At 49.7% G+C, this 19,481-nt stretch carries 18 protein-coding genes and 1 tRNA gene; 12 read left to right on the top strand and 7 right to left on the bottom strand.

From position 1 onward, the window contains the following. Window positions 1-152: 152 nt before the first annotated feature. The 5 genes from deoC (at window position 153) to mrdA (ending at window position 6,486) form a co-directional block, all read left to right on the top strand. Window positions 153-932 (top strand): deoxyribose-phosphate aldolase, encoded by a 780-nt coding sequence (deoC, locus tag AAIE03_RS00515; RefSeq protein WP_014605066.1) that lies wholly within the window; start codon window positions 153-155, stop codon window positions 930-932. Window positions 933-991: 59 nt separating this feature from the next. Further along, entirely contained in the window at window positions 992-2,320 is a 1,329-nt protein-coding gene (gene deoA, locus AAIE03_RS00520) for a thymidine phosphorylase (protein ID WP_015699531.1), read from the top strand. Window positions 2,321-2,414: 94 nt separating this feature from the next. Then, complete coding sequence (gene deoB / locus AAIE03_RS00525; RefSeq protein WP_019104810.1) at window positions 2,415-3,638, top strand: phosphopentomutase; 1,224 nt, start codon at window positions 2,415-2,417, stop codon at window positions 3,636-3,638. 33 nt (window positions 3,639-3,671) lie between these two features. Next, a complete protein-coding gene (gene deoD / locus AAIE03_RS00530; protein ID WP_014594584.1) occupies window positions 3,672-4,385 on the top strand; it encodes a purine-nucleoside phosphorylase in 714 nt (237 codons plus the stop codon). Window positions 4,386-4,602: 217 nt separating this feature from the next. Continuing rightward, the gene (mrdA, locus tag AAIE03_RS00535; RefSeq protein WP_014605069.1) at window positions 4,603-6,486 is read left to right on the top strand and encodes a penicillin-binding protein 2; all 1,884 of its coding nucleotides are present in this window, start codon (window positions 4,603-4,605) and stop codon (window positions 6,484-6,486) included. Here mrdA and AAIE03_RS00540 read toward each other — a convergent pair. From AAIE03_RS00540 to AAIE03_RS00555, 4 genes are read right to left on the bottom strand one after another with little or no spacing between them, the layout of a single operon-like run. Further along, a complete protein-coding gene (locus AAIE03_RS00540) occupies window positions 6,483-7,193 on the bottom strand; it encodes a GGDEF domain-containing protein (RefSeq protein WP_013027166.1) in 711 nt (236 codons plus the stop codon). The two genes, mrdA and AAIE03_RS00540, sit on opposite strands and share 4 nt — an antisense overlap. Further along, window positions 7,190-7,576 carry a DUF1987 domain-containing protein gene (locus tag AAIE03_RS00545; protein WP_202631168.1) on the bottom strand — a complete coding sequence of 129 codons (387 nt, stop codon included), beginning with the start codon at window positions 7,574-7,576 and terminating at the stop codon, window positions 7,190-7,192. The genes AAIE03_RS00540 and AAIE03_RS00545 overlap by 4 nt, the downstream gene beginning before the upstream one ends. A gap of 10 nt (window positions 7,577-7,586) precedes the next feature. Next, window positions 7,587-8,153 (bottom strand): SiaB family protein kinase, encoded by a 567-nt coding sequence (locus AAIE03_RS00550; RefSeq protein WP_019106825.1) that lies wholly within the window; start codon window positions 8,151-8,153, stop codon window positions 7,587-7,589. Between the two features lie 16 nt (window positions 8,154-8,169). Beyond that, on the bottom strand, window positions 8,170-9,399 hold the full coding sequence (locus AAIE03_RS00555; RefSeq protein WP_013027163.1) for a SpoIIE family protein phosphatase: 1,230 nt from the start codon (window positions 9,397-9,399) through the stop codon (window positions 8,170-8,172). Between the two features lie 294 nt (window positions 9,400-9,693). On the opposite strand from AAIE03_RS00555, the gene AAIE03_RS00560 reads away from it, so the two are divergent. Together AAIE03_RS00560 and AAIE03_RS00565 are read left to right on the top strand one after the other, a co-directional pair. Beyond that, window positions 9,694-9,769: transfer RNA gene (locus AAIE03_RS00560), tRNA-Phe, on the top strand. Window positions 9,770-10,336: 567 nt separating this feature from the next. After that, a protein-coding gene (locus AAIE03_RS00565) for an IS3 family transposase (RefSeq protein WP_085980262.1) occupies window positions 10,337-11,447 on the top strand; the annotation gives its coding sequence in 2 pieces (ribosomal slippage) (window positions 10,337-10,590 and window positions 10,589-11,447; 1,113 coding nt in all). A 246-nt stretch (window positions 11,448-11,693) separates the two neighbouring features. Here AAIE03_RS00565 and AAIE03_RS00570 read toward each other — a convergent pair. From AAIE03_RS00570 to thcB4, 3 genes are read right to left on the bottom strand one after another with little or no spacing between them, the layout of a single operon-like run. Then, the gene (locus AAIE03_RS00570) at window positions 11,694-12,275 is read right to left on the bottom strand and encodes a TIR domain-containing protein (RefSeq protein WP_071988940.1); all 582 of its coding nucleotides are present in this window, start codon (window positions 12,273-12,275) and stop codon (window positions 11,694-11,696) included. A gap of 30 nt (window positions 12,276-12,305) precedes the next feature. Further along, the gene (gene thcA, locus AAIE03_RS00575; protein WP_498562693.1) at window positions 12,306-12,896 is read right to left on the bottom strand and encodes a Thoeris type III anti-phage system protein ThcA; all 591 of its coding nucleotides are present in this window, start codon (window positions 12,894-12,896) and stop codon (window positions 12,306-12,308) included. Continuing rightward, on the bottom strand, window positions 12,897-14,093 hold the full coding sequence (gene thcB4, locus AAIE03_RS00580; protein WP_498562694.1) for a Thoeris type III anti-phage system protein ThcB4: 1,197 nt from the start codon (window positions 14,091-14,093) through the stop codon (window positions 12,897-12,899). Window positions 14,094-14,760: 667 nt separating this feature from the next. Here thcB4 and AAIE03_RS00585 point away from each other — a divergent pair. The 5 genes from AAIE03_RS00585 to AAIE03_RS00605 all read left to right on the top strand — a co-directional run bounded on the left by AAIE03_RS00585 (window position 14,761) and on the right by AAIE03_RS00605 (window position 19,433). Beyond that, window positions 14,761-14,952, top strand: a complete 192-nt coding sequence (locus tag AAIE03_RS00585) for an FRG domain-containing protein (protein ID WP_080588458.1) — start codon at window positions 14,761-14,763, stop codon at window positions 14,950-14,952. A gap of 36 nt (window positions 14,953-14,988) precedes the next feature. Further along, on the top strand, window positions 14,989-15,261 hold the full coding sequence (locus tag AAIE03_RS00590) for a hypothetical protein (protein ID WP_157179216.1): 273 nt from the start codon (window positions 14,989-14,991) through the stop codon (window positions 15,259-15,261). A gap of 505 nt (window positions 15,262-15,766) precedes the next feature. Beyond that, on the top strand, window positions 15,767-16,990 hold the full coding sequence (locus AAIE03_RS00595) for an ABC-three component system protein (RefSeq protein ID WP_019104800.1): 1,224 nt from the start codon (window positions 15,767-15,769) through the stop codon (window positions 16,988-16,990). Next, window positions 16,987-17,475: a three component ABC system middle component gene (locus AAIE03_RS00600; protein ID WP_019104799.1), complete on the top strand. Its 489-nt coding sequence runs from the start codon at window positions 16,987-16,989 to the stop codon at window positions 17,473-17,475. Before AAIE03_RS00595 ends, AAIE03_RS00600 begins: the two co-directional genes overlap by 4 nt. Beyond that, on the top strand, window positions 17,472-19,433 hold the full coding sequence (locus AAIE03_RS00605) for a DUF3732 domain-containing protein (protein ID WP_019104798.1): 1,962 nt from the start codon (window positions 17,472-17,474) through the stop codon (window positions 19,431-19,433). Before AAIE03_RS00600 ends, AAIE03_RS00605 begins: the two co-directional genes overlap by 4 nt. Window positions 19,434-19,481 lie beyond the last annotated feature (48 nt).

Below are 19,481 nucleotides of genomic sequence, written 5' to 3' on the forward strand. Positions count from 1 at the left end.
TGCCTGATTTCTTGACTGAATCAACTTTTATCTGAAATATTGCAGTTGTTTCATATTTCGATGTGACGAATGGCACATATTCACCGGCTCCGAATTGTTATTATTATCACATACGGGTGGATAAAAACTCACCCCTTGTCCTGGAGATTGTTATGACTGATATCAAACAGCAGGCCCTGCGCGCGCTGAAACTGATGGATTTAACCACCCTGAATGAAGATGACACCGATGAGAAAGTGATCGCACTGTGTCACCAGGCGAAATCCCCGGTGGGCAATACCGCCGCCATCTGCATTTATCCGCGTTTTATTCCCATTGCTCGCAAAACGCTGCGTGAGCAGGGCACGCCGGACGTGCGTATCGCCACCGTCACCAACTTCCCCCACGGCAATGACGACATCGAGATCGCACTGGCTGAAACCCGTGCCGCTATCGCCTACGGTGCTGACGAAGTGGACGTGGTTTTCCCTTATCGCGCGCTGATGGCTGGCAATACTCAGGTGGGCTTTGATCTGGTTAAAGCCTGTAAAACAGCCTGTGCGGAAGCGGATGTACTGCTGAAAGTGATTATTGAAACCGGTGAGCTGAAGCAGGAAGCGCTGATCCGTCAGGCCTCTGAAATTGCCATTGATGCCGGAGCGGACTTTATCAAAACCTCAACCGGTAAAGTGCCCGTGAATGCAACGCCCGAAGTGGCACAGATCATGATGAGCGTGATCCGCGATAAAGGTGTGAAAGCGCAGGTTGGCTTTAAACCGGCTGGCGGCGTGCGTACCGCTGAAGATGCCGCCATCTATCTGCAACTGGCTGAAGATACGCTGGGTGCCGACTGGGCTGACGCACGGCACTTCCGTTTTGGCGCTTCCAGCCTGCTGGCAAACCTGCTGAACACCCTTGGACACAGCAGCGATACCCGTCAGTCAGGCTACTGATATCTCCGGGCGGCATCTTGCCGCCTTTTCTCCTCTTTCCCTGACGTAAGGGGGCGACTTTGTACCTTGCACAAGAAATCATTCGAAAAAAACGTGACGGCCACGCGCTGAGTGAAGACGAGATTCGTTTCTTCATTAACGGCGTGCGTGATAACAGCGTTTCGGAAGGACAAATTGCCGCGCTGGCAATGACCATTTATTTTCACGATATGTCGCTGCCGGAGCGGGTTGCCCTGACGATGGCGATGCGTGACTCAGGCACCGTGCTGAACTGGAAATCCCTGAATCTGAACGGGCCGGTGGTCGATAAGCACTCCACCGGCGGCGTCGGCGATGTCACCTCGTTGATGCTGGGGCCGATGGTGGCCGCCTGTGGCGGCTATATCCCGATGATCTCAGGTCGCGGGCTGGGGCACACCGGCGGCACCCTGGACAAGCTGGAAGCGATTCCCGGGTTTGACATTTTCCCCAGTGATGACCACTTTCGCCAGACCATAAAGCAGGTTGGCGTGGCAATTATTGGCCAAACCAACTCCCTGGCTCCGGCGGACAAACGCTTTTACGCCACGCGCGACATCACGGCCACCGTGGATTCGATTCCGCTGATCACCGCCTCGATTCTGGCGAAAAAGCTGGCCGAAGGGCTGGATGCGCTGGTGATGGATGTCAAAGTCGGCTCCGGGGCATTTATGCCCACGTATGAAGCCTCTGAAAATCTGGCGCAGGCCATTGTTGGCGTCGCCAACGGCGCGGGCTGTCGCACCACGGCGCTGTTAACGGATATGAACCAGGTGCTGGCCTCCACGGCCGGTAACGCGCTGGAAGTGCGCGAAGCAGTGCGCTTCCTGACCGGTGCGCAGCGTAACCCGCGCCTGCTGGAAGTGACGCTGGCGCTGTGCAGCGAAATGCTGATCTCCGGCAAACTGGCGGAAAATGAGGCTGAGGCACGCGAAAAACTCATGACGGTGCTGGATAACGGCAAGGCCGCAGAGGTGTTTGCCCGCATGGTGGCGGCGCAGAAGGGCCCGACCGATTTTGTTGAGCGCTACGACAGCTATTTACCTGCGCCAACGATGAGCAAAGCGGTTTATGCCGACCGGGCAGGCTGTGTTACGCATATGGATACCCGCGCGCTGGGCATGGCGGTGGTGGCGATGGGCGGTGGACGCCAGCGCGCCAGTGATGCCATCGATTACAGCGTGGGCCTGAGCGACATGATCACCCTGGGCGAGCAGGTGGATGCTTCACGTCCGCTGGCGGTCATCCATGCCAGCAGCGAAGCGCACTGGCAACAGGCCGCTGCCGCCGTAAAAGCCGCGATTACCCTGGGTGAACGCGCCCCGGCAGCCACGCCTGTCGTGTATCGCCGCGTCACTGAGGCAGGCTGACGCAGGGAACCCCTTTATACCGTCCCGGATTCAGGTATACTGATCTGATCGCTTTTTTTTGACTTGTCGCGCGCTTTTGGCGCAGGAGACTGGCATGAAACGTGCTTTTATTATGGTGCTGGATTCGTTTGGAATCGGCGCCAGCAAAGATGCCGATAAATTCGGTGATGCAGGTTCAGATACGTTAGGTCATATCGCAGAAGCCTGCTTTAACGGTCAGGCGGATAAGGGCCGTAAAGGGCCGCTACACTTACCCAATCTGACCGCGCTGGGCCTGGGCAAAGCGGCTGAGCTGTCTACTGGTCGTTTTCCTGCCGGGCTGGATCCTGAGGCGAAGATCACGGGTGCCTATGCTTACGCCAGTGAGCTTTCATCGGGCAAAGATACGCCGTCTGGCCACTGGGAAATCGCCGGCGTGCCCGTTCTGTTTGACTGGGGATACTTCAGCGATAAGCAGAACAGCTTCCCGCAGGCGCTGCTGGACAAACTGGTGGAACGCGCCGGTTTACCCGGCTATCTCGGCAACTGCCACTCATCCGGTACGGTGATCCTCGACCAGTTGGGCGAAGAGCACATGCGCTCTGGCAAGCCGATTTTCTACACCTCGGCGGACTCCGTATTCCAGATCGCCTGCCACGAAGAAACCTTCGGGCTGGAGCGGCTGTATGAACTCTGTGAAATTGCGCGCGAAGAGCTGACCGAAGGCGGCTACAACATTGGTCGCGTGATTGCCCGGCCGTTTGTGGGCGACAAAGCAGGCAGCTTCGAGCGCACCGGCAACCGTCACGATCTGGCCGTTGAGCCGCCATCGCCGACCATGCTGAAGAAGCTGGTGGACGAGAAGGGCGGTCATGTGATTTCTGTTGGTAAAATTGCCGATATCTATGCCGAGCAGGGCATTACCAAAAAAGTGAAAGCCACCGGTCTGGACGCGCTGTTTGATGCGACCATTCAGGAAATGAAAACTGCGCCGGATCAGGCGATTGTGTTCACCAACTTTGTCGACTTCGATTCCACCTGGGGCCATCGCCGCGACGTTGCGGGTTATGCGGGCGGCCTGGAGCTGTTTGACCGCCGTTTGCCAGAGCTCATGGAACTGGTCAAAGAGGATGATATTTTGATCCTCACCGCCGACCACGGCTGTGACCCGAGCTGGGAAGGCACGGAACACACACGCGAGCATATTCCGATCCTGATTTACGGACCGAAGGTTGAGCCGGGATCGCTGGGCTATCGCGACACCTTTGCCGATATCGGCCAGACGATCGCGCACTATTTTGACCTGTCCCCCATGGACTACGGCAAGAACATGCTGTAAAAACAGCGAAATTTTTAAAAAGGATAGAGAATTATGGCAACTCCTCACATTAATGCAGAAATGGGTGATTTCGCAGACGTCGTACTGATGCCGGGCGATCCGCTGCGTGCGAAGCACATTGCAGAAACCTTTCTGGAAGATGCCGTTGAGGTGAACAACGTGCGCGGCATGCTGGGCTATACCGGCACTTATAAAGGCCGCAAAATCTCCGTCATGGGCCACGGCATGGGCATTCCCTCCTGCTCCATTTACGCCAAAGAGCTGATCACCGAGTTCGGCGTGAAGAAAATCATCCGCGTGGGTTCCTGTGGTGCCGTGCGTCCCGACGTGAAACTGCGTGATATCGTGATCGGCATGGGCGCATCGACCGATTCCAAAGTGAATCGTATGCGTTTCAAGGATCACGATTTTGCCGCGATTGCGGATTTCGATATGGTGCGCAACGCTGTCGATGCGGCCAAAAATCTGGGTGTTGACGCGCGCGTAGGGAATATCTTCTCTGCCGACCTGTTCTACACGCCCGATCCGCAGATGTTTGACGTAATGGAGAAGTACGGCATTCTCGGTGTGGAAATGGAAGCCGCCGGCATTTACGGCGTGGCTGCTGAATTTGGGGCGAAAGCGCTGACGATCTGCACCGTGTCCGATCATATCCGTACCCATGAGCAGACGACTGCCGCAGAGCGCCAGACAACCTTTAATGACATGATTAAGATTGCGCTGGAATCTGTGCTGCTGGGCGATTAATCTCCACGCTTATTGATGCTCTTGCTCATCCGGCAGCGCGACGTTGCCGGGTGAGCGCGTCAGAAGCTTTACGCTTCCCGCTCATTTCGCAACATTCTCATCAAATGACACACTTTTCATCAGGCTTGTGCATCTTGCTACTGGCAAGGACCGCTTATGCCACTATCATGAAGCCGAACAATAAATAACAACATGCCAGACTGAAAATACCTGCCTGATGAATTTTCGAAATTTCGACGCTGAAGAGAAGTTGTTTGTACGCCGTGCCGCTATGGCATTTGTGCTGGTCTGCATCTGCTTCACCATCCTGGGTTTAAACCTGTATCGCCTGCAGGTACGCGATCACAGCTATTACCAGACGCGCTCAAACCAAAACGATATCAAAATGATCCCTATCGCGCCCACGCGCGGGCTGATTTTCGACCGTAACGGGATTCCGCTGGTGCGCAATGTGACCTGGTACGACATCACTATCACTCCGTATAAAGTGGACGATATGAAGGACGTGCTGCGCCAGCTCACGCCGCTTATCGATTTGACACCGGACGACATTGCGCGTTTTCAGCACGATCTCCGGCAGAACAGCCGCTACAAACCGGTTATCCTCAAAGAGGAACTTACCGACGAAGAGGTGGCGCGCTTTTCAGTCAACCAGTTCCGGTTTACCGGCGTCAGCATTGATACCTATCAGGACAGGGAATATCCCTATGGGGCCGATCTGGCGCATGTTGTCGGCTACGTCTCTAAAATCAATGATAACGACTATAAGCGGCTGAATGCCGAAGGCATTGCTGAAAACTACGCGGCTGACCACAACATCGGTAAGCAGGGGATTGAAGGCTATTACGAATCCCTGCTGCACGGTAAGCCGGGCTATCAGGAAGTGGAAGTGGATAACCATGGCCGCATTGTCCGGGTGCTGAAAGAAGTGCCGCCGGTAGCAGGCAAGAACATCACCCTGACGCTGGACCTGCATCTGCAACAGTATGCGGAAAGCCTGCTGGCCGGACAGCGTGCCGCATTGCTGGTGGAAGATCCCCATGACGGATCCGTGCTGGCGATGGTTTCCAGCCCCAGCTACGATCCCAACCCTTTTGTGAAGGGCATTAGCTATAAAGCCTACAAGACGCTGCTGCAGGATAAAAACCTGCCGCTGATTAACCGTGTCACCCAGGGCCTGTATCCCCCGGCCTCCACCGTCAAACCCTATATGGCGATGTCTGCCCTGTTAACCCATGTGATTACGCCGCAAACCACCTTTTTTGGCGGCCCAACATGGACGCTGCCGGGCACCGACCGTCGCTACCGTGACTGGAAAAAAAGCGGCCACGGCACGCTCGATGTCACCAAAGCGATCGAAGAGTCTGCAGATACCTTCTTCTATCAGGTGGCCTTTATGATGGGCATCGATCGCATTCACACCATGCTCAGCAAATTTGGTTACGGCCGCTCCACAGGCATCGACCTGAACGAAGAGTACAGCGGCCTGCTACCCAGCCGCGACTGGAAAATGAAAGTCCATAAAAAGCCCTGGTATCAGGGGGACACGGTGTCGGTGGGGATCGGTCAGGGCTACTGGATTGCGACCCCGATTCAGATGGTGAAGGCGCTGGTAACCTTGATTAATAATGGCCGGGTGATTACGCCGCACTTACTGGAAAAATCCCAGCTCGGCACCCGGGTTCAGCTCTATCAGCCTAAGCTGCCACAGGCGCAGATTGGCGATCCGAATTCTCCCTACTGGTCATTAGTGCGCCACGCTATGTTTGGCATGGCCAACGCACCGAACGGGACGGGCTATAAATATTTCCATACCGCGCCTTACGGCATTGCAGCGAAAAGTGGGACATCTCAGGTGTTCAGCCTGAAAGAAAACCAGACCTACAACGCCAAAATGATTCCGGTACGGCTGCGCGATCATACGTTTTATACCGCCTTCGCGCCCTTCAGCGCCCCCAAAGTTGCGGTGGCGTTGATTCTGGAAAACGGCGGAAGTGAAGGCGTGGTTGCCGCGCCGGTGATGCGCAAGCTGCTTGACCATATCTTCCTGCCGCCGACCACCCCGCCGCCCGTTGAGGTGGCACAGCATCAGGCAGGCTAGCGGAAGAATACCCGGTTACGCCCGTGCTTTTTGGCATCGTACAGCGCGGCATCTGCCTGGGTGTAAAGCGTTTCGAACCGGGTGCCTGCTGCGCCCCAGCTGACGCCGAGGCTGGCCGTGACCAGCCGCTCCGGCAGCGCATTTAACGGCGAAGCGTTCAGCGAGGCGAGAATGGCTCCGGCGACGATAACCGCATCGCCCAGCCAGGTATTGGGCAGCATGATGGTGAACTCTTCACCGCCGATTCGACCGATGCTGGCGATGGCAGGCGTATTACGCTGAATACGTTGTACCAATTCGCAAATCACCTTATCCCCGACGGGATGACCGTATTCATCATTGATGCGTTTAAAGAAGTCGATATCAAGAATGATTAAGGCCGCCGGCGCCTGGTCCAGCGTATCGCTGATGCGTTGAATAATGGCGCTGCGGTTCCAGACATCCGTCAGGGGATCGTGCGTGGCTTTGTACTCCAGTTCCGTTGCCAGCTCGTTCAGTTGCTCATTTACCCGGTTCAGCTCACGCTCTGCCCGATCGCTGCGTGAGATTAACCGATAGGTTTCACGCATCAGCCGCTGGTAGTGCCCGTTGAGCTGTAGCAGCGCCTGCCGATACTCTTCAGCCTGCAGGCTATGCTGCGCCGCGACATGGCTGGCCTGATTGAGTGCCTGGGTTTCTTCCAGAAACAGCTCATTGAGGTGCGTCATTGGCGCTGTTCCGCATGCAGCTTCACGGTTAACGCGGTGAAATCCAGAGACAGCTCTTCGCCAAACTCTTCTGACACGTCATCTTCGGCATCGTAAAACCAGTTCAGTACGATCGTGCAGCCGCTCTGCGCGAGCCTGTTGAACTGATCAAACAGCCCAAACAGCATCTTGGTGCTTGAGCTGTTGAAATAGCTCAGGTCGATATTCACCTCTGCCGCTTGGCTGGCCTGAGGCTGCCAGCTTTCCAGCGCGCTTTGCAGCGGACGGTAAAAGGCGGCGGCATTCTCTGGCCAGGATTCTCCCCGCAGGGAGAATCGGTGGGCCACAAAGTCAAACTCTACGGCGGGCGTACATTCAGTGGCGGTAAGTTGAATGATTTGCATAGGGGCTTCTTCAGTCATGGCAGATAGTGGCCTTAAGCCAAAAGGCAGAGAGCTCGCTGGCCTCCAGTGGCTGGAAACAATACTCCAGCGGTTCACTGACGTCGCGCGCCAGGGTAAGCAAGCCGATATTGGCGCCTTTGCTCCAGACCGGACTCTCAGCGCGTAACCGGTTTCGGTAAGCTTGTTTAATTTCATCCGCATTCATCACCCGCAGCGAATCCAGATCCCCGCGCAGTTGATGAGTGGCGTCGCTGCCGACCAGGTTTGCGCTTTCCAGATAGTAGCGACCGTCATCGTAACGCAGGCTCAATGAACCAAAGCGATACAGCTGATCGTTGTGGCTCAGCGCCCGGCTGTCCTGCGAGTAACGCAGAATGTTTTGCGCAATCTCGACAAAGCTGGAGAACAGCCGCCGCCTGACTTTTTGCGACTGCTCGTGATTCTCCAGAAACAGCTTGACCACTTCGCCCATCGCCGTGATGTTCTGCGGTGAAAAAAAGCCGGTATACTGCAATGCAATAAGGCCGGACTGCGATTCGGTATTAAAGGGCAGACCCCGTAGTGACTCGTTTTTCATTTTCTTCCCGGTGCAGTCAATAGCGAAAGCCAAACCAGGTGACGTCATCGCGTCGCGCCTGATTACCTTGCCAGCTTAAATAGTCTTGCTGAAACGCCAGCGATAACTCCGCCATAGGCAAATGCTGATAGCGCATCAGCAGAGACTGAATACGCTTATTGCCAAACATGATATTCCGTTCGCCACCCGGTTGATCGGTGACGCCATCCGTGAGGACAAACAGCATGTCGCCCGGATTAAACGCCAGGCTCTGTTCAGGCCAGTGATAGTCTTCCGGCGTATCGGTATAGCCGACGCCGACGCGATCCTGACTGAGCGAGATAATTTCATTACTGATGTTGCTGAGCATAAATGCCTGGGTTCGGGCGCTGGCCCAGCGTAGCTGATGCAGCCCGGTATCAACTGACATCACGATGGCATCGCAGCCGTCGTTAGAGAGTGAGGTTTGCTGGGAGGCGTTCAGCTGGCCCAGGGTTTGTTTAATATGGTGATTAAGGGCATGCAGGATGCTGGCAGGTGCCTGCAGATCGGCCTCGCGCAGCGCGTTTTCCAGCGCAGACTGCAAAATCACCGTCATAAAAGCGCCTGGAATTCCGTGGCCCGTGCAGTCGGCGATGACCGCCAGCCAGCCATTGTCATGGCGGTGAAAAGCGTAGTAATCGCCGCCCACGCCGTCTCGGGGCTGCCAGTACAAACACCAGTCGTCGAGCAGGGAGGCAATCAGCTGGTTGGAACGATCCAGCATCGCGTCCTGAATGACTCGCGCGTAATCAATGCTTTGTAAAATTTGCTGATGCTGGCGCGCCTGTAAATCGGAGACGCGGCGAATCAGATCGATCCCCAAGCCAATGCCGATATAGTGCCCGTTCTCCGTCAGGATAAACCCGTCGGCGACGGACTTATCCCCGTTGGCCACGACCTGCTGCGCAACGCTTTCCAGCGTATTTTCCACGTCAATCACCAGCGGGAACTTATCCATAAAGGCAATGCAGCTCTTGCGGTCATAGAGTTCGGGAAAGAAAGGGCGCGCCATCTGCGACAAAAAGATGTGGCGGTTGATCATGCCGAACGGCTTGCCGTTTTCCACCACGGGCAACCCGATCAGATCTTTGTGTTCGGCAAAGAGTGCCATGACGGCACGGTTATCTGTCTCCGGACTGACAAAAGGGACCTCAATGCATAACACCCGCGCGTCATAGCGGCTTGAGGCGGAAACCACAGTATTCACAGAGGCGGGTAACTGCATGATGCGGCTCTTGATTGTCCAGGAATAATCTTAGAGTAATGAGCGCAGATGACGGATTTATGGCAAAAAAACGGTTGGTAAAAAGAGGGCCGATAAATCGCAGTTAAAGCAAAATAGCAGCGAAAAATAGCCTGCCAGAGGGCGTTCTGCAGCGCGAAAATCCGGCGGTTGATTGGGCGGATTGCTAAATTTTCGCCCGTTCCCCTTCCGGTTGATGGAAAACCCGTCAGTTGATTTCATTTTTGTGAAAAGCGTTTGACGCTGGGGCCTGCTTAAGGTTTAATGCGCCCCGTTGCCCGAATAGCTCAGTCGGTAGAGCAGGGGATTGAAAATCCCCGTGTCCCTGGTTCGATTCCGGGTTCGGGCACCACTATTTAAAGAAACCAGCTTAACGGCTGGTTTTTTGCTTTCTGGGGTTCCGGTAGATTTCTGGTCATGCTGGCCACAGGAGGCACTGCTTTACACCTTGGGCCCCACCTGAGCATTTTCCTTTAGCGATGCCCTTCCGGTCATTGTGCCAACGTCTGCTGGTCTTCACTCTGCCAATAAATACTATTTCCACCAGATATACCTAATGGTGAATTGATGACAGCAAGGCAGCATCCGGTCTTTGTCCGGTCAGGAGAAGACAAGCAGCCTCGCTTCACTTCGGATGTGTGCAAAACACTACCGCGCCGGTAGGCTTGCTCAACCCCTCACAATCTCGGAAAGGATTCCCGGCCTTGCTCACGGTACTCAATAAAATCGGTTATCAGCCCTCCGTCAACCAACTTTTACCAGCCACTGTTAAGCCTCCAGTAAGTGAAGTTAATGGCAGCTTTAAAATCCCTGCTGAGCAGCAATTTAGGTCTGGCATAGTGTAAGTATCCCGCATAATCGTGCCATTCATGTTTAGAGATCATCCGGCATAATCAATCTGCCAACGAAGGAGATCGCTATGCGTAAAGCCCGTTATACTGAGCATCAGATCATCGCTGTGATTAAGTCGGTTGAAGCCGGACGAACCGTTAAAGATGTCTGCCGGGAGGCCGGTATCTCTGAAGCCACCTACTACAACTGGAAGTCCAGATACAGCGGTATGGAAGCTTCTGATATTAAAAAAATCAAGGATCTTGAGGACGAGAACCGACGTCTCAAACAGATGTTTGCCGACCTGAGCCTGGAGAACTGGGCACTGAAAGACGTTATCGAAAAAAACTTTAAAACCAGCCTTTAAGCGTGAGCTGGTCACTCATCTCATAATGACATTTGGACTTAGTATCCGTCAGGCCTGCCGGAGTCTGAACCTGAGCAGAACGGTTTACCATTACCGCCCGGATACCACGCGTGACGACCCCGTTATTGTCGCGTTGCAGGCAGTGGCAGAGCGATACCCACGATACGGTTTTCCTAAACTCTTCCAGGTTATGCGGCGGCAGGGATACCCGTGGAATCACAAAAGGATCCACCGTATTTACTGTCTGCTGAAGCTGAATTTTCGCCGTCAGGGCAAACAACGGCTGCCGGTGCGTAATCCCTCGCCACTGGCCACGCCGGAAGCGCTGAACCAGAGCTGGTCTGTCGATTTTATGCATGATGCCCTGGTCTGTGGCCGTCGTTTTCGCACGTTCAATGTCGTTGATGACTTTAACCGTGAGGCGTTGTCGATTGAAATCGATCTAAATCTGCCAGCTCTGCGAATGGTCCGTGTACTCGAGAGGATCGCGGCAAATCGTGGCTATCCGGTCATGCAACGCATGGATAATGGTCCGGAATTTATCTCACTGGCACTGGCTGAATGGGCAGAGAAACATGTAGTAAAACTGGAGTTTATTCAGCCGGGTAAGCCGACGCAGAACGCTTTCATTGAGCGCTTTAACCGGACATACCGTACGGAAATACTCGATTTTTATCTGTTCAGAACGCTGAATGAAGTGCGGGAAATCACGGAAAAATGGTTGTCAGAATATAACTGTGAACGCCCGCATGAATCACTGAACAATATGACGCCGGAGGAGTATCGACAACACCATTATTTGGCCGGGATCTCAAAAAATGCATGGAACTAAAACGGGTCTATTTACAGTTCCTCCCCTTCAATTACCCCCATGTTACGAATTTGCTGCACTCTCATCACATCATTATCGAAATGAAAGCTGTAAAAAACCTGACGTTTCATATCTAACCTCCAATTTTTTTGGAAAAGGAAACTATTTATTTTATATTTATCAACCAGTCTGCTGATTGGCCAAGAAGGTGAAACTACTTGGCATCAAACTAAGAATGTTAGAAAAAAATTTCAACTTAGGCTAAATCTATTTAAGCCATGAAGAAAAATTATTATAACCATCATCCTTTATCCAATCATACACACTAAAGAAATTAGAAAGATTATAGCCATTTCCTCTATAAGTAGAGTCAACTGAAGTACTGAAGTTTGCAGAACCATCAATTTTATTATATTGTACCCACTCCCCCCCAACTTTTTCCCAAAGTGTTCCTGTTTTCCCATCGGCAGAATAAGTAACTCCAACATAAGCAAGAGGGTTTGGTCCAAGTGCTTTTGTTTTCTGATGCTTATCTTTGATTCCATTTATGTGCACGGCTAGAATGTGATTGCCACGTACAAAACTTTTTAAAATTTCATAGCGAACCCATGGACGTTCGTATGTATTACTGCCAACTAGAATGCACGTATTCGAAGTATTGACTAGCGCTCCATTAATCAATTTTTTAATAGCAACATCCCCTTGCTTTTTCGACTCTTCCCAAACTGACGCATCAAAGTATCCCGCACTTTCGCGATCAGATTTAGTTAACCAGTGATTGCGTACAGCGTTTGCTCGAAAATCGCTTACATCCTGGTAATGAAAACTAAAAAAAACTCTTTTTGCCATAACATTTATCTCGTGATTTTGTAGTCAAAATTAGATATTACGTGCTTCGACTGGGGAAATATTAAGTTCTCGATATAGTAATCCGATGAAGTCTAATGGCCCCAAATCTTTTGGTATAGCGTATCGAAGCCTTTTTGCTAGTTCCCTTGTTGCTCCCCCAGTCACAGCAATAGGAATACATTTAGCATGAGGGTGCATTTGACGAAATATTTCATATTCCTCATTGATCCCTTCCATTCCTCTTATGAAGACAGCTGCATCAAATGATTCTGAAGTAAGCATTGCTTCTCGCATAATATGTAAACTCTGTACACGGCTATTATCTATAGCGTCAACAAATGTCACGTTTGCGAATCGTTTATTATCTTCCGGGAAATAGTCCTCGAAAAATTTAGTCTGAAAGAGTTTGACTGCTGTTGCATACTGAACACCTAAATCCTCAGCTGCCGCCCAAAGCATTGGGGTTATAGCAGGATGCCCACCCCAGACAATGGTGCGTCTTCCGAAGGCAACCGTCGCTAAGGCTATAACAGCAGACTGGATCATTTGTGGCTCGCAGTCTTCATCAAATGGTTTTCTGCCAGATACAGGCACGCTTGCTGAAAGAAAAATCGCCCCCATTTATAGCCCCTCCAGTTCGGATAATTCCCATCCTGCCTGACGACTCTTGATCCACTGAACGCCTTTGACATTTGTTCCCAACCAATTCAGATGAGTCATCCATTCCTCAGAAAGTCCGACATGGTCATAAACTAAAATAGCAGGTCGGCTATCGTTATCCCGCATAGCATCATGCAGCGTAACTGCAGTTGGTACACCAACACTAGGATGAGCCACAAGAGGATTGCCTGAAGGTAACCTAAGAACAAGTGAGCGCCGGATACCGATCGCCTTTACAGCTCCCCCCATGCTCTCAATAGAACTACGGAGATGGCCGGCAATATTTGCGTGACGCAACGCAACACTTTTACTTCGTAAGCCCTCAACCTGAAGTGAGAGAGAATCAATGACTTCATCTGTTAACTTCCCATCAACAAAGTCATCTACCGACAAAACTCTCGGTGTAGCTAATGCACTAGTTCGAGATGCGGTATGGCCCGGCCAAAGAACTTGCAAGATTGAAATGTGCTTATCTGTCGCACGCCCCCATTCCGCTCGAGCCCAACGACTGTCAAAAAATCCGGGGGTGTCCAGCATTACGACGACATCACAATCACACAATCGATGCCACAAAACACTCTGAAAATCCACCGCCGCACCGACAGAATGAGTATCAAGAAATACTTCAAATTGCCGGGCTGATAGAGCTTCAAATAATTGAACGGCAACATCTCTAGACTCGGTCCGGCGGTAGCTCACAAAAACGCGGCGCTGTGTAGGAAGCAAGCCTAGACACTGTAAAGCAACACCTGCCGGTTTAATTAGCTCAATATCTTCAGGTGCAAGCGCTAAGGCATTTAGAGATCTCAAACATTCGGGAAGTTCATTTGCGACATTAGCGACATCACTCACTAAAGGTATTATAGGAATACTTAGCCGCATTAACTCAGCGTGTTCTGACAAAGAAGGGGCCACACCACCAAAAAACAAAGCCACAGAAGGAGCCATCTCTATAAAGCTGCCTTCGAACCCTACCGTTATTGTAAAATGCTCATCGGGTTGAAGACCAAACCCTTTCATTGCGTTAGAAATAGTTTTCTTGATATTAGTAACTTGCTCTGGTGTCGATTGACCAAAAATCAAACACTGATAAAGTGACTTCGGCATCCTTGAGCTCATAAAGGTTTGCCCCGTAGACTGAAATTGGTCATGCTGCATAACTCCTTGGTTACTAGACCTAAAGCAGTTGGTTGTTCTTTATCGTATACCAGTTCCCCACTGCATTTTCATTGCGTTTCTTCAAAAAAAGAGCCCATTATCAAACTAAATTCACTGTGCCCATCGAATCTGATTCGATTCCGAAACCATGATCCATTCAGAAACAGAATTCCAGCATGATTTACACTTCCCTGAACGATGTTGTGCCAATGGAACACCACAGTTCGCGTAAGGACTTATGACCTTTACCCTGAAAAAGTATGAGTAGACATAAGTCTATGCGGATAGAAAATGATTGCTTACACTCAAGTGGCTATCATACTGCTTGTGGTGCTCTGTCGACTAAAACATACTGACTACGCTAGAAGTAGGGTAATGTAAAAATCTCGTTCAATTGTGATTCTCATTACCATGAATAGGTAAAATTGAAATGCATCAATAGGAAGATGCGTATGACTAGTTCAGCGGTAATAGTAGAAAGTCTCAGGGAATACCAAGAGTGGTCAAAGGACAATGTTCGTAGAACCGAGAATGTCTTTTTCCGTGGTCAACGTATGCCATGGACACTTTTACCCAGCATCTGTCGTCATTCAAGCTCTGACACACTATTAGAATGTGAAACAGAGCTGCTCACCTGCTTTAAAATGAAGCTGCGAGATGTCTCCATATAGTACCTACGAATGACTGGGATTGGCTGGTAGTTGCGCAACACCATGGCCTCCCCACTCGTTTGCTAGATTGGACAAGAGATCCTAGTGTTGCACTATGGTTTGCAGTTGAACAAATCAGACGTTATCCCGACTCAAATCCAGTCGTCTGGCAAATGTGCCCAGAAGCTAAAGACTTTGTTAATAACTAGGAGACTGAATTACCATTCGCCGGAACGAGAACAAAATTGTTTTCCACAACCTTCAACATACCTCGAGTTAGAGCTCAACATGGTTATTTTTCTCTTTTCAAACATAGCCAGGACTGGGGTAATGGTTTCGTTCCGTTAGAAAAAAACAAATATTTAAAAGAATCTATGAAAATGGTGAGCATTACTCCTAGATATGCTGAAGAAATACTGCTTGAAATAGAGGCTAAAGGCATTAATAGACACATGATTTATCCCCCAAGAGTTGATGTCATTGCGAAACAAGTTAAAAATAAAATATTTAAAAAATAGAAGGACGTGCGATAATGAAAACAATAGAAAACTCTGCTATGCCTCAAGGTTAGATATAACCTTCAGTTAGTAATGCGGGTTGGTGCCCCTGACCACGAATATGCTCCAGCCATAATCAGGAATATCCGGCTTCATGTTGGTTGCATGTTCTGGCAACCGGCAGTTCTCTCGGCGAATTCAGTTGGCGTTATCCAGTCCAGTGAACCTCCCAGTAAAACTAAGCTCTTACTTTTCCAACGAAAGCCTTCACATGACCGAACCCCGCTTTCCATTCAGGTTACAAAGTGCCTCATCAGCACAATAAACCTCGGCACGGAAAGTTATTCACTTCACATTTAGCATCCCCAAGTACTTACTTTTTCTATTCACGCAGGAAACACAGTGGTATTGTTTTAAGCTAATATCGATGATGTGATACGTAGCACCAAACATTGGATGGTAGCTTGTTGCTTTCATGAGTCATTTTTCCGTACAGCTGAAAGCGCAATCGACGTAGGGACTAAAAATGACCGGAGTATCTAGCGATCAATACGCTGCTGGTGAACAGGGCTTAGGGTATATCTATCAGCCTCGTTTCGCGCTACTTAAGCTTCTACAGTGGCCAGAAGATACATCTGTTTTGATCGAAAAGGATGATGACCTAGACTTCGTTAAGTCTGATGGTGTCAAAACACTGGCATCGCTCAAACACAAAGGGGATGGGGATACTCTAACCGACCTGTCTACCGATTTCTGGAAGTCAGTCCGCATCTGGCTTGACCGCTATAATCGTGATGGTAAAACCGAAGCAAATCTTCGTTTCTTTCTGTTTACGACCGGAACTATCTCAAACTCCTCGTTCCTGCAACACTTCTTAGTCGAATCGCCAACAAAAGACGATAATTCAGTATCAATAACTCACCTCGCTAACACAGCTCTGGCTAGAAGCAAGTCAAAACTGATCACGGCAATAGCCGATGAGTTCAATAAACTGACTGACGAGCAAAAAGATGACTTCTTATCACGGATAATCATATTTGATGGCGGGCCTCGCATTGAAGACCTTCCTTCAATCATCAAAAATCAGCACATGCGTATCATTAGACGCGATAACCGAGACGCTATTTTTGAACGACTTGAAGGATGGTGGAATAACACCATAGTCGATCTGCTAACAGGGAAACGTAAAGAGGCGATTTTTGGTTATGAGATCTCCGACAAACTTGCAGCATTTTCAGAAGAGTACAAATCGGACAATCTGCCGATTACGTTCAGAGGAAAAATGCCCGTTGGAGAAATCGACGCGATGAATGATCCCAGGCTCTTTGTTGTGCAGCTCCGTGAAATAGGGGTTTCCTCTAATCGTATACGAAACGCTATTCTCGACTATTACCGAGCATTTGAGCAGCGTTCTTCATGGGCGCGTGAAAACCTTTTGGTAACAGGAGAGATGGAAGATTATGAAGACCGCCTTGTTGATGAATGGAGTCGCTATAAAGACGTCGTTTTTGAAGAATTAGATGAAAACTCAGCTGATGAAGTACTTATTACTGCGGGAAAAGCATTGTATCAATGGGCCGATCTTGAAAGTGGTAATATTCAGTCATTGCGTATCCGAGAACGAGTGACTGAGCCTTATGTAGTTCGAGGAGGATTTCACATCCTTGCGAACAGTAGACCACTACCTAAAATTTTCTGGCATCCCCACTTCCTAAATAGAGTTGGTCAATTGTTGGGAGCCCAAGAATGAAGCAATGGGATCAACGTCCATTCGAGATAAGGAATCTTTTCAATCCTGCATTTTGTGGTGTTGTACTATTCAGAGCAATGCAGAGCTACGAAGAGGAAAACTCACAGGGCATGCCATTCTCTCTGGCTCTTTTAGTGCTAGCATTATGTCTGCAAAAAGATTCTCGCCAAGTGTTTGCTGATAATCCTCGCCGCTACCTTTTGAAAAATATAGAAAACAACCCCAAATTACTCGTTAATTTTGCTAATCGCGTCAATAATATGCTGCCATTTACGCTTGAAGCTTTTGGAGTGCTCATGGAACGAGGATGTTTTGTTGTAACGCAAGATGGCCGATTGAAAACAGTACCTAAAAAAGTTCGCAAATCGGTCATAGGGACTGAAGAATCGATCTCATGCCAGCGTGTCGCGCGCTATATAGGAAAAGAATTTGCCCGTATTGCAGATCGCGTTACGGTATACACGACCTTTGGAATACGCCCATGAAAATTAAGTCGATTCATGTCTACAGCCATGATGGCCAACGTCGGGACCTGCAATTTAAGGTTAATGGTTTAAATGTCATTACTGGCCGTTCCTCAACCGGTAAATCAGCTCTTTCTGAGATCATTGAATACTGTATGGGTCGATCTACCTTTAACGTACCAGAAGGCATTATTCGCGATAAAGTGTCATGGTTCGCAGTCATTTATCAATTTTCACAGGAGCAGGTACTGATCGCGAAACCAACACCAAATGCAGGAGCCACAAGCTGTGGCACCGTTATGCTGCGACGAGGAAATGAACTGACCGCACCAAATTTCAAAGACCTCTCGGTTAACACCGATGATGATTCTGTAGTCGCACTGCTGTCACGATTACTTGGCATCCGCGAGAACCATACAGACGTGGCAATTGGGCACAGCAGAGAAAGCTTTGATGCAAACATCAAGCATACTTTTTATTACCTTTTCCAAAAGCAGGGCCTTGTAGCAAATAAAGATCAACTTTTTTATCGACAAAATGAGGCATTTCAGCCACAAGCTATTCGCGACACATTACCGATTCTTTTAGGCATTTCATCAAATGATCGCTATGAACTTGAGGCCAAACTCCGAACTGCGCAGCGAGATCTGAAAATCAACGTCAAACGTCTTGAACAAGCTCGCGATACAATCGATACATCACTGCTAAAAGGTTCTGGGCTTTTATCTGAAGCCAGAGCCGTAGGTATCATCACACAAGACAAAGACAAAATTGGAACTGACGAAGTAATTAATGTTTTGCGTTCTGCAATGCAATGGAGTCCGTCACCCCTACCTGAAGACGATGGACATAGAATATCCATTCTTGAAAATGAAATTGCTGGTTTAAGACAAGACAGACGTCAGATCCAGTTCCGAATTGATTCTGCTCGGATGTATGCCAAGCAATCAGGTAATTTTGAAAAAGAAGTTTTAGAACAACAAGACAGATTATCTTCTATCAAGGCTCTACCGAAAAATCCGGAAACTGGCGAATGGCAATGGCCTTTCTGTGAAGCAAATTTAGCACTGGAATCTCCAATTGCTAAAGCACTCCTGAGCGAACTAACAACTCTCGACGCTGAAATGAGCATTGTGGCTGGCCAACGCCCTAAAATGGATGCTTATCTTACTGAACTAGAAGATGAGGTTCAGACCATTGTAAGTTCGATAAGAGCCAAAGAAGTGGAGCTTGCTGCGGCAATCGCGGCAAACGAAGTTATTGAGCAATTAGGCACACGCAATAATGCTGCGGCAAGAGTAATTGGTCGTATAAGTTTGTTCCTGGAAGACCTTGTACCTAACTCAGAGCTGGCAACATATGAATCAGAAAATCGTCGTCTAAAGCTCAAAGTCGAAGACCTACAAAGGAAAGTTGGAGCTGATAGCAGCCATGAAAGACTCATATCTATTCTGAATAACATTTCGTCACAGATTACACGCTACATCCTGGCTTTTGATGCAGAATTTCAGGGGCTCCCTGCACGGTTTGATCTAAGCCAAATGACTATTATCTTTGATCGTACAGATCGTCCGGTACCTATGAGTCGAACTGGCGGTGGCGAAAATCATCTCGCTTATCACCTGTCTGCATTGTTAGCCCTTCATCTCTTTGCCTCAAAGAACAATTGCCCCATCCCTCAGTTTCTTTTAATTGATCAGCCTACCCAAGTTTATTTCCCTTCTGAAAAAATTTACCAGGAAGCTGATGGTACTGTTCAGAAAACGGAAGCTGATGCTGACTTAGCAGCAGTACGTAGACTGTTTGCGTTACTGCTGAAGTTTACACAAGAAGAAGTTCCTGGCTTCCAGCTTATCGTGACAGAGCACGCAAATCTTCGCGACCAGTGGTTCCAAGATGCTTTAACCGAGCTTCCCTGGACCAAGCCCCCTGCCCTGGTACCAGAAGACTGGCCTTTACCGTCAGAATTACTAAATTAGGCACGAGTTTTGAAAATCCCCGTGTCCCTGGTTCGATTCCGGGTTCGG

Source organism: Pantoea sp. Ae19-2 (assembly GCF_059801205.1).

What these genes read in the sequence shown, in the direction of transcription:
- deoC (WP_014605066.1), top strand. Translation starts at nt 153, where the DNA reads ATGACTGATATCAAACAGCAGGCCCTGCGCGCGCTGAAACTGATGGAT.
- deoB (WP_019104810.1), top strand. Translation starts at nt 2,415, where the DNA reads ATGAAACGTGCTTTTATTATGGTGCTGGATTCGTTTGGAATCGGCGCC.
- deoD (WP_014594584.1), top strand. Translation starts at nt 3,672, where the DNA reads ATGGCAACTCCTCACATTAATGCAGAAATGGGTGATTTCGCAGACGTC.
- mrdA (WP_014605069.1), top strand. Translation starts at nt 4,603, where the DNA reads ATGAATTTTCGAAATTTCGACGCTGAAGAGAAGTTGTTTGTACGCCGT.
- AAIE03_RS00540 (WP_013027166.1), bottom strand. Translation starts at nt 7,193, where the DNA reads ATGACGCACCTCAATGAGCTGTTTCTGGAAGAAACCCAGGCACTCAAT.
- AAIE03_RS00545 (WP_202631168.1), bottom strand. Translation starts at nt 7,576, where the DNA reads ATGCAAATCATTCAACTTACCGCCACTGAATGTACGCCCGCCGTAGAG.
- AAIE03_RS00550 (WP_019106825.1), bottom strand. Translation starts at nt 8,153, where the DNA reads ATGAAAAACGAGTCACTACGGGGTCTGCCCTTTAATACCGAATCGCAG.
- AAIE03_RS00555 (WP_013027163.1), bottom strand. Translation starts at nt 9,399, where the DNA reads ATGCAGTTACCCGCCTCTGTGAATACTGTGGTTTCCGCCTCAAGCCGC.
- AAIE03_RS00570 (WP_071988940.1), bottom strand. Translation starts at nt 12,275, where the DNA reads ATGGCAAAAAGAGTTTTTTTTAGTTTTCATTACCAGGATGTAAGCGAT.
- thcA (WP_498562693.1), bottom strand. Translation starts at nt 12,896, where the DNA reads ATGGGGGCGATTTTTCTTTCAGCAAGCGTGCCTGTATCTGGCAGAAAA.
- thcB4 (WP_498562694.1), bottom strand. Translation starts at nt 14,093, where the DNA reads ATGCAGCATGACCAATTTCAGTCTACGGGGCAAACCTTTATGAGCTCA.
- AAIE03_RS00595 (WP_019104800.1), top strand. Translation starts at nt 15,767, where the DNA reads ATGACCGGAGTATCTAGCGATCAATACGCTGCTGGTGAACAGGGCTTA.
- AAIE03_RS00600 (WP_019104799.1), top strand. Translation starts at nt 16,987, where the DNA reads ATGAAGCAATGGGATCAACGTCCATTCGAGATAAGGAATCTTTTCAAT.
- AAIE03_RS00605 (WP_019104798.1), top strand. Translation starts at nt 17,472, where the DNA reads ATGAAAATTAAGTCGATTCATGTCTACAGCCATGATGGCCAACGTCGG.